Origin of the sequence: Zooshikella harenae (assembly GCF_018837975.1) — a bacterium.
In the GTDB taxonomy this organism is placed as follows: Bacteria; Pseudomonadota; Gammaproteobacteria; order Pseudomonadales; family Zooshikellaceae; genus Zooshikella; species Zooshikella harenae.
Genome location: NZ_JAGSOY010000015.1, coordinates 34920 through 49063, shown reverse-complemented (window position 1 = coordinate 49063; position 14144 = coordinate 34920). Strand labels below are relative to the sequence as shown.

At 41.2% G+C, this 14144-nt stretch carries 12 protein-coding genes; 5 read left to right on the top strand and 7 right to left on the bottom strand.

Annotation, left to right across the window (positions count from 1 at the left end; all coding sequences use genetic code 11):
- Positions 1–142: 142 nt before the first annotated feature.
- Positions 143–535: a hypothetical protein gene (locus KCG35_RS08685; protein ID WP_215819295.1), complete on the bottom strand. Its 393-nt coding sequence runs from the start codon at positions 533–535 to the stop codon at positions 143–145.
- A 469-nt stretch (positions 536–1004) separates the two neighbouring features.
- Between KCG35_RS08685 and KCG35_RS08680 the strand changes: the two genes are divergently transcribed.
- The 5 genes from KCG35_RS08680 (at position 1005) to KCG35_RS08660 (ending at position 6953) form a co-directional block, all read left to right on the top strand.
- Positions 1005–1784, top strand: a complete 780-nt coding sequence (locus tag KCG35_RS08680; RefSeq protein WP_215819294.1) for a substrate-binding periplasmic protein — start codon at positions 1005–1007, stop codon at positions 1782–1784.
- Positions 1785–2179: 395 nt separating this feature from the next.
- Positions 2180–2746, top strand: coding sequence for a DUF4360 domain-containing protein (locus KCG35_RS08675; RefSeq protein WP_215819293.1), 567 nt, complete (start codon positions 2180–2182; stop codon positions 2744–2746).
- 220 nt (positions 2747–2966) lie between these two features.
- Positions 2967–3599, top strand: a complete 633-nt coding sequence (locus KCG35_RS08670) for a DUF4360 domain-containing protein (protein WP_215819292.1) — start codon at positions 2967–2969, stop codon at positions 3597–3599.
- Positions 3600–3673: 74 nt separating this feature from the next.
- Entirely contained in the window at positions 3674–4306 is a 633-nt protein-coding gene (locus tag KCG35_RS08665; RefSeq protein ID WP_215819291.1) for a DUF4360 domain-containing protein, read from the top strand.
- A gap of 283 nt (positions 4307–4589) precedes the next feature.
- Positions 4590–6953, top strand: coding sequence for a hypothetical protein (locus KCG35_RS08660; RefSeq protein WP_215819290.1), 2364 nt, complete (start codon positions 4590–4592; stop codon positions 6951–6953).
- A 126-nt stretch (positions 6954–7079) separates the two neighbouring features.
- Here KCG35_RS08660 and KCG35_RS08655 read toward each other — a convergent pair whose 3' ends face one another.
- The 6 genes from KCG35_RS08655 to KCG35_RS08630 form a co-directional block, all read right to left on the bottom strand.
- A complete protein-coding gene (locus tag KCG35_RS08655; RefSeq protein ID WP_215819289.1) occupies positions 7080–7859 on the bottom strand; it encodes a 2,3-dihydro-2,3-dihydroxybenzoate dehydrogenase in 780 nt (259 codons plus the stop codon).
- Between the two features lie 297 nt (positions 7860–8156).
- Positions 8157–10127 (bottom strand): TonB-dependent receptor domain-containing protein, encoded by a 1971-nt coding sequence (locus KCG35_RS08650; protein ID WP_215819288.1) that lies wholly within the window; start codon positions 10125–10127, stop codon positions 8157–8159.
- A 188-nt stretch (positions 10128–10315) separates the two neighbouring features.
- Entirely contained in the window at positions 10316–11098 is a 783-nt protein-coding gene (locus tag KCG35_RS08645) for a 4'-phosphopantetheinyl transferase family protein (protein WP_215819287.1), read from the bottom strand.
- Complete coding sequence (locus KCG35_RS08640) at positions 11098–11931, bottom strand: ABC transporter ATP-binding protein (protein WP_230409096.1); 834 nt, start codon at positions 11929–11931, stop codon at positions 11098–11100. Before KCG35_RS08640 ends, KCG35_RS08645 begins: the two co-directional genes overlap by 1 nt.
- Entirely contained in the window at positions 11895–12989 is a 1095-nt protein-coding gene (locus tag KCG35_RS08635) for a FecCD family ABC transporter permease (RefSeq protein ID WP_215819286.1), read from the bottom strand. Before KCG35_RS08635 ends, KCG35_RS08640 begins: the two co-directional genes overlap by 37 nt.
- Positions 12989–14140, bottom strand: coding sequence for a FecCD family ABC transporter permease (locus KCG35_RS08630; RefSeq protein ID WP_215819285.1), 1152 nt, complete (start codon positions 14138–14140; stop codon positions 12989–12991). The genes KCG35_RS08635 and KCG35_RS08630 overlap by 1 nt, the downstream gene beginning before the upstream one ends.
- Positions 14141–14144 lie beyond the last annotated feature (4 nt).

The window sequence follows — 14144 nt, the reverse complement described above, 5'->3', positions numbered from 1 at the left end:
TATAGCGGGTTAAGTATAAGCATCCGCCAATTTACATGACATATTTATAAATACAAGCCATTGTCGATATATCCCCTAATGGTTAACACTTTAACAGTTATATCACCAGCATTATCGCCTTATTTAAGAGAAAAAAATGAGACTACTCCTGTGACCGTTTCACACAAATAGCCTGTGCATCAACAAATGCCTGACCTAAAGACTGCTCAATTGTCGTTTGTAATTCACTCGTAGTCTTTCCTGTTGTTTTGGCTAGCTGTTCCAACATCGCTTGATGACTTATTGAAGGCTGTTGTTGTCGGATTATAAACGCCTGCTGTAGCCAATCATGGGTTTGTGCAGGTAATTCATTCATCATACGATTGGCAACACAAGGACAAACCCTGGGATCACCTGCATTATCCGCAGCACGTTGACATTGTCGTTGATGATCCTGCAGAAAATAGGTCCTATACTTCGGATCCAAGTCAGGCTGTGGGGATAATAATTGACAACCTGTAATCAAAAACACAAAAGCAACACTCATCCACTTCATGGTGGGATTACTCCATCAAAGTTTAGTCATATAAAGGTCACAGAGAGCTAACAGTAACCTCACCAGGCCACTCTATGCAAATTACCTTATAATCACCTAGTGTCCCAAACAATCACTCATCATTTATGTTTGAAACCTGCATAACGCCCTTCGAACATGCCGCGAATCCTTTCCTGGAGGCTACTGTTTGTCAAGATAGTTACCGCATCCTTGCGGCAAACAGTTCGATGCGCATTATCCAACCTTTGTCTACTACTGGCGTACATCAAAATACCACGGGTGTTCATTTAATCATGATTGAGGGAGAGCAGAGATGGTTTCTGCTGCGGGAGGAACAAACTAATTCATGCGCTGCATTGGCACAATCTATTCTCATCACGAAGTATTTTTATATGCAATTACCCTGCGTGCATTACCAACTGTGAACTAAAATACGTTTAAATAACACAATTGAAATAACGATCCGCAGATGAATATACGCATAGTCCTGTATCTATGGTTATTGCTTATTCTGTTTAGAAGTTTTCCTATTTTTGGAGAAACGATCAGCTTAGCCATCGCAGCATGGCCACCTTATTATAGTCAACAGCCTCCTTATGGGCTTCATGCTCAACTACTCACAAAACTACTCGCCCCTGAAAACATTGATATCAATTTTGTTTGGTATCCCGATTGGAAAGCCGCTATTAGCACCAGTCGCGCAGGGCGACACCACGGTACACCTTCCTGGATTTGCACACCTGAAAATGCTCAGGATTTTATAATCACCAATCCCGTATTCGTCGATAACATTGCACTGATGTATTTAAAGGATGAACCACTTGAATGGCATAATTTGGCTGACTTAAAGTCACTTGGTCCCTTTGGCGTCACCAAGAGTTACACCTATAGCCTTGATTTTCAGCATGCTATTCGGCGTTACAACTTAAAACTCCATGAAGTCCGTAAAGATGAATTATTATTTAATTTATTACTTAAAAAGCGTGTTAAGGCAGCACTATTCAGTGAAAAAAACGGAAAAGTCCTACTTAGTCAACTTCCCCCTAGAAAACAACAACTGTTTGAATTTCATCCACAACCAATTGCTCAGTCATTTTTTCACATTCTCATTAGTAAAAAAGCACAAGGCAGTAAACAACTTGCAGATAAAATCAATCGACAAATCAAAGCACAAGCTTATTTATTAGCCAAAGTCATCAATAAAACAAACCGTTTTAAGCTTTGCCCTTTCTTACAAGAACAACATTAATCAATTGTGGGCAACTCTAAAAAAAGTGCATTTTTAAATGCTGCCCAGCGGATATAAATACAGAATTATATACTGCATTATTGTCTAACAGTAAGACTATTTACTTTTATTACCGCAGATAAACACCACCCATTCATTTTTAACTTTACGCTAGTTCATAATGTTTAAAATTCCACTTATAAATCTATACATCATTAGATGTATTTTGCGATTTTTCTTGACACAAATCACAAAACAATTAGGCTACATGCTCTGTAATAACACTCATCGCAGCTTTTACTAAAAAATAGCTCGATAGATGCATTAATAAACAATGCACTTAGAGTCAACTTACAACCTCTGTATACACTGGATTATGTATACAACATAGCATTATAAAAACAAGGAGTAGCAAAATGAAAACGCTAGCTTTAATTTCTGCTTTAGCTTTATCAACTTCAGCCTTGGCATTTGACGATGGCATTGGCATTGATCCTGGCCAAGTACGCTTTCTTGGTGGCTGTTCTGGTATTGTTGATACCAACCCTGATAAATCATTTGATATTATTTTTGATCAACAACCCTTAGCGGAATCCTATACCTCAAGTCACATGCGCAAAACATGTGTCATTAAATTTCCCATTCGAGTTCCCTCTGGCTTTCAAATTGCCATCAGTAAAGTAGGTCTGGAAGGTACTGCAGATATTCAATCTCAAGGAAAAGGCTTGATCACTCTGCGCCACCGTCTTGCAGGTACAACAGGTGATGCCGCCATTCAAGAATTTTATCCTGCACCTTTCACCCAAAACCTTGTCATCAAAAAAGACTTTGTAGGTTACACTTACAGCCCTTGTGGACAAGATGTCACCTTCAAAACTTCTGTTACAGTAGAAGCTAAAAATGGACGCGTAGTTATTGACGAAGCGGCTGGCAGCAATGCAGTGGTAACCTATGGTTATCAAATGGTTCAATGTCAATATTAATGTAAAAGGATAATATAAACACATATCGGATACTCATAGCGACTGTTTTAACTTTTTACAGGACAATATAAATTGAAGACATGCTCGCAAAAGGTATCCTCTATTGGCTAGCAACTGCTGGCCAATAGTGTAAAACTCTACTCATACACTACTCTTACCTACACCCGTCTATTTACATAGCGGTGTGTAGAACACAGGGATACTAGGAGGATATAGGGCAATGCGTTATAAGGATTTAACTCTTTTCAGTTGTGTTTTCCTTGCTGCATTAATCACTAGTGCCCAAAATCAAGCTTATGAATTAGCCAACTCAGACGCAACGCATGGATTGATTAGTGAATTTAAACTGCTTGGTAAAGGTTGTGAAACTGGAACAACAATAAATTATGATGAATCAACAGGCATAACGCAGTTAGCGTTATCTCAGCTGCACACCACGATTAATTCAGAGAAAAAAGAAGACAGAACAATCTGTCTGATAAAATATACCGCAGAAATTCCAGCTTATAAACAGGCGATAATTACTCCTGCCATCATCAAAGGCAACATCAATATTAGTGAGTATAGCAAAACAACCATAAGTGTTAGATATCGATATGCTGGTACAGTGGGACCCGCCTCTATCTGGGAATTTAATGGCACAGCTAATGGCGAAGTGGTACTAAAAAAAGGTCTAACCACTGAAAAAAGTAGCTGTGGCCAACCACAATACTTAAAACTATCCATTGTACTTGAGTCACGCAGTCTTGACCCAAATTTAACACTAACAACACCTCAAACAACAACTATTAATGAGGTTCTCATACCACCGATTACGTTAGAAGACTGTACACCTGATTCAGAAAATATTTAATCAACGATCCAAGATAATAATAAATTGTTAACTAGGCATTGTGTGTAAATTTAGTCGTAAAGGAAAGCAGTTCAATGACCTTTTACAAAACACTTCTTATGTGTACCCTCACTACCCTATCGCTCACTGCTAATGCGATAACGCCTGAAATTGGTGATGTATCAATAGAAGGCGAAAATACGGGCGACCATGCAGAGCCCCCACCTTCACCTGATGGCGCAGCAAGGTACCAAGTGACTTACTGCTCAAAAAATGGAACTATAATTGATGCCAACGATGATGGAAGCATTGATATTATTTTTAACCAGTTTTTTGCACAAGCTGCTGGTCGAAGACCAGCCATCAGCAATTGTACCATCAACATTCCTATTAAAATCCCTGCAGGTTATCGTGTAGGGTTTAAAAGTTTAGGGGTTGAAGGAACAGCACAATTTAATCGTCATGGTGCAGCCAAAGTCGATATCCGTAGACAACTAAATCATCGTCGTATGCCTAAAACACAACGCACCTATTATTATGACTATGGCAGCACCCAAGACATTGTGTTGACTTCTGAAGGTAGAACTCCTTATACACGATGTGGCGAACAGTCAGCCAATTTAAAAGCTAAGCTTCAATTGAGTATTAAAGGCAAAGACTCAATTATTCATATTGATGAAGGTGCCGCTAATATTACCTATAAATTGGATTATAAACGTTGCCGTTAGACTTTATAGGTGTTCTACAATAACTGCATCATTAAACAATTATACTAGAACGGGCTTCAGGCTAGGTGGCTAGCCTAAAGTTTGTTCGGTATACACAAAAAAGCAACAAAACATGACTATTATCCGCTACCGTCATTAAACATATAGCCTCACCCCAAAATGAATAGCATATCTAAGTCATATTTTTTGTTAAACTGCTATTCAACGCTTCATGATAACCCTATAATACGCTAGCATTACAAGTTAATAAGCATCCAACAATTTACAATATTTAATCATAAAAATGAACAAGAAGAAGCTATTATTAATCATATTATTTTTGGGAATATTACAAAGTGCCCACTCAGTTGAATTTTATCCCGGCCAATATACTTATAAATGGAATCTGCTAAGAACCTGGCAATATATTGATGATGGAAAGTTGCATAGCTACCTTGCTCTATCAGTTAAATCAAACGATGAGAATAAAAACTCATCTTTCAGTTATTACGATAATAGAAAATGTGATTACTGGGTTGATCCTATTGAGTGGGAATATAATTATGTTGTATGTGATGAACCTGGTTACCTCACACTTGGCCCTTTTCAGAAAATATCAAATAGTGCCATTCTTTTAAGTGAAAACTATGGGGATTTCAATGGTGATGGGTTATACGACGTTTTACTACAGTATAAGCAGGAGAATAGGAATATTTTATTTATTCTCTATGGTTGGGCGGACAATGCTGAGCCTCCAAAACCACTTGCAAAAATTGCTTTTTACGGAATCAGAAATTTAGTTGGACATAATAATCTTATAAGTATAGACCCAACAAATACTGTACAACTGGAAGGTAAAGATACACCTATTCTAATTTCTTCCCAAGCATTCAATGATTTCTACTTGGATAAGTATAAGATATTAATACAAGATAGAAATAATGATGGAAAAGATGACATTGTATTCAAAAAGTTAAACTCAAATATATCGTATATTCAATATGTTCAAAAAGATAACCTTCTTTCGTCAATACAGCTTGACACGGGGGTAGGTAATTACCAAGGCCCCTCTCGTTATAGGAGTCGTTTTTGTAATCGAGATTTACTGACAAACCACCCCTCTCAAAACCCATCAACAGTTTTGTATGATGATATCTGTCGCACAGCTTATGTCACCCCTCCTCAAACGGGTACTACCACACTAGAACAATTAATTCCTGCTGAAAATACTACATCAGTCTGCCCTGTATTGGTAAGTACCGTAAAAGCCAAACAACAGGTGGTGACTCAACTAGGGGACTTAACCTCTCGTTATAAAACCATTGTCGGTTCTTTGGATGAAGCTCAGTCTTTGCGAGCATTGGTGGCTACGAAAACATCGGCTTATCAAGCGTTACAAGCAGCTTATACTGAAGAGTATAAAGCGCATGAAGCATGGTTAAAAGCTAAACGAGAATATGCGCGACTAGATTATCAGTGGGAAACTTGTTTGTCTTTAGCCAACAATGTCAGTGGTAGCTGCCCTAATGAACAGCAATTATTAACCACCCAACAAGCTAAACTAAACCAACTTGGGTCCGCTTTAGACCAAGCCGTAAAACTGCGTCGTGAAAAGCAAGCTGCGTATGATGAAGCGATTAATGCTTATGAATTACAGCTAGTGGCATTAGTTGAATTGGATCAGCAATTAAATAATGTGTTAAGCCAGTATTATAAATTAGCCAATAAAGAACTGGCTGTTTTTAAAGAGTATGCTCAGTTAGATGGTGCCACAGCAAAAGTGCGTTATAACCTTAACTGGCAGGATCAACTTCAACAGTATCAAGCATTAAACAGTAAACTTGATGTCACCTTTAAACCCATGCCATTAACCAATGTTAAAGTCATTGCCACCTTGCCTCGACAGCAACAGGAAACACCCATTGGTGATATCGATATCAGCTTACCCAATGTGCTCTATACCAAAGTGGAAGATAGTAACTTATTAGGCTACGAGTCAGCCTTAATGCCGACGGGAGAGGGAACGATTAACAATACCATACAACGTTATCCTTCTGAAACGGTTAATGCTCCAGAGCACATTAACAGTACCATTGGTTTAAGTATGAGCGGATACTGCTTATCATATGCCCCTGATAGCCTTTATCCTCAAGATACAAACAAATTAGCAGCTCATATAGCTCCTTCCTTAAATTACGAGTTCGAAGAAGAAGTGCGTCGAGGATATGTCGCAAAATATAATTTATATAAATTCATTGAAACTATTGTACAAACAAAAAAGAAAAAACGGTGGTTTAAGAAAAAGAAAAAAGTTTACATCATTCGTCGAATAATTACTCATGATTGGTTTAATATTAAATTTGATAGCAGTACACCTGATTACACATTTACACTTGCAGAACAAGATGAAATTACCAAACAGGTTAAAGCTAACTTAATTCATAAAGCTAATAATCAAATTGGAGTTATGTACGCTTATGATGGCAGAAACTGTAAGTTAAAAGAAAATGAAGACTGTTTCGCAGGTTATTGGTTAGGAAAGGCTGATGGCCCTGATGGTGACTCTAAAGCAATAGCTCACTTTAAACTTGGAAATGATCAGTGGCTAGCAGAAAAAGTGTTTGGAGTACGCTATCTTACACACAACAAATGGGTACAGTTTAATTAATATAACCTTAAATTTTAGGGAAAACACTTTATATATTTTTAAAGTACGCCACCTTCAAATTAGACTGTAAGCTTTAGAGAAACTCCCTACTATCTTTTTTTCTAGTAGGGAGAGCTATATGTTAATTTAAACAGCTCCTAAAGTTGCCCCACCATCAACACGTAAATCATGCATGGTAATATGACTCGCATGGTCAGATAGTAAAAATAAAATTGCCTGTGTAATATCATCCACAGTTGCAATCTTTTGTAATGGAATACCCAGCCGATAGTTCGCTAAATCCCCTTCAATCACCCGTTGAGGGCCCGAATCATCTGTCCATAATTGTCGTTGCATTTGAGTATCCGTAGACCCTGGTGACACAATATTACAACGGATATTATCAGCGGCTAATTCTAAGCCTAAACATTTAATTAAACTGGTCACCGCTGCTTTTGATGCTGCATAAGCCCCCATGTTAGCTCTAGGCACTGAGGCGGCGTTAGAACTCACAGCCACAACCGCACCTTGTTTACGTTGCTGCATCCGTAATGTTACGGCACGGCAAAGATGAAATACTCCGGTTGTATTAACTGCAAATGTTTTATACCAATCTTCGTCACTTAGCGTATTTAATGCTCCCATTCTTAAAATGCCTGATGAGCACACTAATTTATCAATAGCACCAATAGAATCTTCAATATGCTGAATAACCTGCTCAACTTCATGACTGTTGGCAACATCAACCTGATAAGTAGAAAGGTTTATCTTGTTCAGCCATTTTTTTTCAGAAAGTACATCGAGTGCGACTTTGTCATTGTCTAATGCAATAACCTGTGCACCTTTATCCAGCAAGTGATTTACCGTAGCTAAACCAATACCATTGGCTGCTCCTGAGACAACAATAATATCTTTAGAAAAGTTCATAGTATTTTTACAATTCGGAAATATACTTTTTTTATACCTAATACAATGAAGATCAGAGTAGCGTGGAAACAGCGTTCACAGAAAAAGTGTATTATTAGATGTGCCATTAAACATGATTCCAAAGGCAGGAATATCTCTACTGAACACGCCGTATATCCTTCCCTGGAGGCTCGGCTGCCGCATCCTTGCGGCAAACGGTTCTGTAGAAATAATCCTGCCTTTTCCATTCTAATAAACATGTTGCTATAGCAAACGCGTTTAGGAAGCCAACATAAACCGGCCTGTAAAAGGTATAAATTAAAACGATAAACTCACTCCAGCATAAACCGTTCTACCCCGCTCAGAAAATCCATAATCTGAGTCATAATCCTGGGTTTTATCTTCTATATTGGTAATGCCAGTTCTTAACTGTAGGTCTTTGGTTAACTGATAAGTAACGCCTACATCAGTCAACGCATATCCTTGTAGATCAACATCACCTTTGCCTTTAATAGAGTCTTCCTGCTCGCCCACATAATGAGTTCTGACAAAAGCTCCCATGGCATCCGTTACTTGCCAATCCAAACGCACATTGGCATTTTCACGAGGACGTTTATGAAGTATTTCATCCGTATTTTTATCACGGGCATCAGTATATGTGTAATTTGCACTTAATGAGACAGTACGTGTTAAATCTACTCCAGCACTTAACTCTAAGCCATCAATACGGGCCGCATCTACGTTTTCATAGGTTCTTGTATTATTTACCACTTGTGAGCTGGACTGAAGCTGAATCAAATCATCAACATCCGTTCTGAATATTGTCGCGCCTACATGCCAGCCTGGCTGCTGGTAATTAATGCCAAGCTCATAACTGGTAGCCACTTCTGGGTCTAAGTCTGGATTACCTCGTAAAAAACAGCTACCACCACAACTTTTTAATCGATATTCCTCAGTCAACTGCAGTAATGAAGGTGCCTTAAAGGCTTTACCTACACCGCCTTTAATCGTTAAGGCTGTTGTTGGCGTATAGACTAAATAACCACGGGGTGAAAAATGCGTACCAAAATATTCATGGTCATCAAGACGACCCCCTAAGGTGAATGACCATTTGGGATTAATCAACCACTCATCCTGAAGAAATACGGCTTTTTGAGAAACCGTTGCTTCACCCGAAGTTTTAAAATCCCGAGCGTTTTCTAACTTAGTATGACGATATTCAGCACCTGTCGTCATTAAGTGATCGCCCAACAACTTCGAAACAAAACCATCCACGGTTTGGTTGGTTTGCTCCATTTTACCCGCACCTGAAGCACCACGTTCGGTAAAGTTCATATCCTCTCGATAATAACGCAGTTGTGAGTCACCCCATGCCCATTGACCAGAGTGAGTTAAACCATAAGTATAACGACGAATTTCCTGGTCTGTTATACTGCTTTTACTACCTTGTAAAAATTCGCCATCACGCTCATCCTTATTATGGGTGATATCCAAATCTAATGTTTGCTGATCATTTATTTTCCAGTTTAAATTACCCGCTACACTGTATAATTCTTTTTTCTCAATAGGTGATAGCTTATCTTCCTGTGCATTCGCGGTGGCGGGGTCATCCTGATAAGGTGTCCAGGCATCACGATGCTGGGCATCGACACTCAAACTGTAGAATAATTTATTTTCAACCAATGGACCTCGTAAACTGATGCTATTCCGAGTTTCATTGCCACCGTCACTGCCAAAAGGCGATGAAAAATCAATACTCGCATTACCTTGAAACCGATTCGTTCCTTTTTTAGTAATAATATTAACCACGCCACCTAACGCTTCTGACCCATAAAGTGCAGACATAGGTCCACGCACAATTTCGATACGATCAATATGATCAACAGGAATGGTTGATAAATCAAAATCATTACCACGAATCAGTGACACATTAGAGTCAACACGACGGCCATTCACTAATACCAGCGTATAAGCACTGCTAAGCCCTCGGATATTAATCCCACGACGCCCATTACTTCCCTTTTGTTCCAGGTGAATACCTTCACTATGTCGTATGGCATCACTGATGTCGGATACAGGTGTTTCCTGTAATGCTTTACCCGTAATCACTGACATCGATGCGGGTGCAGTGGTTAATTCATGAGATGTTTGTGTTGCTGTAACGACATACTTATCCAACTGCAAAGCCTCTTCAGTAGTCTCTGCAGCGACTGATTGGTTAGCGATCGCCGCAACTACCGCGAGCGCGACGGGAGATATACGAACTGAGTTACCTATTTTAGACGACATAAGCACCATCAACTTCTTTGATATGAGCCTTTATCTCGCATTTCTACCTTTTGCAATATTGAATCACGCAAGGCGGTTGCGACCCGGCAATTAACTGCTAAAAAATGTCTGTAACTCAGGCTTTCACGGAAAAATTATACTTTTTTTACCCTAATTATTTTAGGGTATCTTTTTATTAGCCCTATTGGTTAACCACTATTTATACACATAATCAACGTACAAACAAAACCTTCTTGGTATGAATACATACCTCGAAAACAATCACCCGCTTTATAATTTACAGATAAATCCTCTGTTAACTGCAGTCGAAATGATTGTTCTAACGTATTTAATTCAATAAGCTCTGCGGTTTCAAAACCAAAAAATTGTTTTACGTGTGGATATAATGCTTTATAAAGGCTTTCTTTGGCGGAAAAAGCCAGGGTTAAAAACCAATTAAATGGACAGCCCCATTTTGCACAATTGTTTTGTTCCGTCAACGAGATAATTTGCTTAGCAATATCCCTGGCAACGGTTGTAGCTATCTCTTTTTCTAAATCAATCCCAAGCGCAGTCACATTTTTTTTGGCTGCAACAACAGCAAGTGCAAGATGATCGCTATGGGTAATAGCACCAACAATCCCATCAGGCCAGTGTGGACTACGATCTTTATTCACTGGGACCATTACTGGTGGTTTAACACCAAAAGCATACAACGCCTGTTGTGCACAATAACGACCAGCCATAAATTCAATTTGCCGTTTTAATACGGCCTTGTTTTGCTCCTCAGGCAGTGTGATTCCTAACCGTAAAAATGCAGCTAAATAGACATCTTCCACTTTATAATGGCAACCAACTGAAAACAAAAAATTGGTCGCACTGGCTGGGATAATATCAGTAAATTGAGAAGGTCGATCTGCGCCTATCATCGCCAAAGCCGCAGATTGACTCAATTGCTTGTTTATCATGGATTTAGCTGCTTCCCTGATCATTAAGCCACCTCTTTGGTTGCAAGCGATTTAGCAACAACAACAGGGACATCATCCTCTGGCGACATCAGGATATCAGCTTCAATATCGTATAACTGCCTGACTAACGCTGAGGTTAATATTTCCCTGGGAGCACCACTGGCCACGACCTTTCCGTTGCGCATTGCCACCAGGTTATCCGCAAAACGGGCCGCCGCAATCAGGTCATGTAGCACCAGCACCATCGCTTTACCCTGACGAGCCAAAGTCCTGACCAGTTGCAGTACCTCTAGCTGATGACCAGGATCTAGCATGCTCGTTGGCTCATCCAGCAACACAACAGGTGTTTGCTGTGCTAAAACCATTGCCAGCCAGCAGCGCTGACGTTGCCCTCCTGACAAAGCCTGTAATGAGCGATTAGCCAAGTTTGACACGCCGGTTTTTGCCATAGCCTCCTGCACGGCTTGCTCATCATCAGCAGACCACTGCCGAAATAAACCTTGGTGAGGATGACGCCCAAACTGAATCAATGTTAAAACGGACATCTCACCAGGTGCTTCAGGCGACTGCGGTAATAAAGCCAACTGTTTTGCTACTTGTGCAGGGCGAAGCTGCCAAATATCCTGTTCATTGACCCATATCTGCCCCTGAAAAGGACGATGTAGTCGCGCCATACTTTGTAATAATGTTGATTTTCCACAGCCATTGGGTCCAACAATGACAGTCACTTCCCCCACCTTAAGCTGAAGCTCAACATTATCTACGGCAAGGTAGCTACCGTAGTTAACCTGTAACTGCTCTACTTTAATCGCAACGGCCATTAGTGTTTTACTTCCTTCTCCTGCAATAAAACCCATAGCAAAAAAGGTCCGCCTAATAAGCTGGTAATCACCCCAACAGGGATCTCATTTGGAGCCAGCACCACACGCCCTATGGTATCAGCCACAATCACCAGCGTGGCGCCCAACATGCAACTATTGCCTAACCCCAATACCTGAGGTGGCAACCACCGAGCGACCAAAATGGGTGCCGCAATAGCCACAAAACTAATTGGCCCACCAATACCAACCCCTAGACCAGCCATGACTAATGCAAGGGCCAAAGCCGCAAACTGTACTTTACGGACGGCAATACCCAAAGACTGTACATGAGACTCCATCAGCTTAAATAAGCGCAAATGCCAAACCACACCTATCGCACTCACGAGACAAATCATCAGCAGCAGACTGGCGGGCATCAGTTCGGTGTAATCACTATTCGCTAAATTACCTAAGGTCCAGCTATGCACTGCACTGGCATGCTGTGCTGTAGCTCTTGAAATCAGCAGGTCATTCATAGCTCGAGTAAAGTAGGCTAAAGCAACGCCAACGAGCAATATCTGATAACCACGTCCACCGATACCACCTGCCAAAAATGCCAATATAACGCCTACCAGTACCGCACCTAAGGGTGCCAACCACCAAGGCCCCAGCATATTTACAGGACTTAACAGTAACCCCAGTAACAGCAAAAATGTGGCTCCCTCATTAACACCCAATACTTCTGGAGAGGACAACCAATTTTGGGTGACTTGCTGCAATAAAGTACCCGCAGCCGCCAACGCAACCCCGGTTACCACACCAGCTAATAATCTGGGCCAGCGTATTTCCCACATTAATAACTGCTGAGCAGATTGTCCCTGCCCCTGACACAGTAGCCAAAAGTCATGGAAGCTGATCGTGACTGACCCCTGCGTCAAGGTAAATACCCCTGCAATCAACAGTACCAGCCATAGTAGCAGGTAAAGATACAGCGCTCGCTTAGAGAAAATAACGGACCATTGCGCTAATTGAAAATACCCATAACCTGCTCTTTTAAGCCTTGGATAATAGGAGTTGCTTGTATCATGCGTGAGCGCGTTATCTGGCTGAGTCATTAACGACCCCCTCCTGATCCCATGGGCTGTAATCGTTGACTGCGTACCAACCAGATCAATAATGGCGCACCCACTGCAACCAACATGCTGCCAACCGGTGTTTCAAAAGGCTGCATGACCCAACGACCAAGAATATCCATAGCCAGCAATAAGGCACTGCCTAAGCCAAAGGCCATTAACAGCAAGCCCTGGGTAGATTCTCGCACCAACAACCGTGCTAAAAAGGGGGCTAATAGCCCTAAAAAAGCAATGGGACCCGTCAATGCCACTGCACTCCCAGCTAACAAAGCGATGACCACTGATAACCCCAGTCGAATCCGACTTGGGTGATGACCTAATGCCATCGCACTAACATCCCCCAGTTGCAAAGCAGCCAGAGGTCTTACCAATAACAATGCTACCGTCATGCCTATGACGGTAAAGGGTAAAACGGCCAGTACCCGCGCCAAATCAATACCCGCTAATGAGCCTAAAATCCAAAAACGAAATTGATCAAAGACAGTTTGCTTTGTGAGTAGCAGCATGGCTGTCAGCCCTTGCCCTGTGGCATTAACCGCAATTCCCACTAACACCAAACGTAATGGCGATAATGATGTCTGAACGCGATGGCTGGCAATTACAATCACCATATTACCGGCTAGCGCCCCCACTAAAGCACCCACCATATAGGACAGTCCGGCTTCTGCCGAAAAGAAGACAATTGCCGCCACCACCCCCAGCGCAGCACCTGCGTTAATTCCTAGTAGCCCTGGCTCGGCAATGGGGTTGCGGGTAATACGCTGCATCAGTGCACCTGCTAAACCTAAACTACCCCCAGCCAGCATAGCTGCCAGTGTTCGCGGCCAACGAATCGTCTCCATCACCACACTGACTGTCGGTGAAACATTCACCAGAGACTGTTCATTGCCAAGGGCTGTCACCCATGACCAAAGCAATGCCATGCTATCCTGCACACTGATATAGCCTGCCCCCACTAACATGGAAGCAATGGCAAGCAACAGATTTAACACAAAAACCAACAGCAGCCGGTTTACCCATGCGCGATGGCCTTGTCTAGATAAACCCAGACGATACTTCATTACTAAAAAACAGCGCCTGAAACCTGAGCGCTGTGTCATCAGAGAGCAATCAACTACTTTTTCTGTGGACATGGAT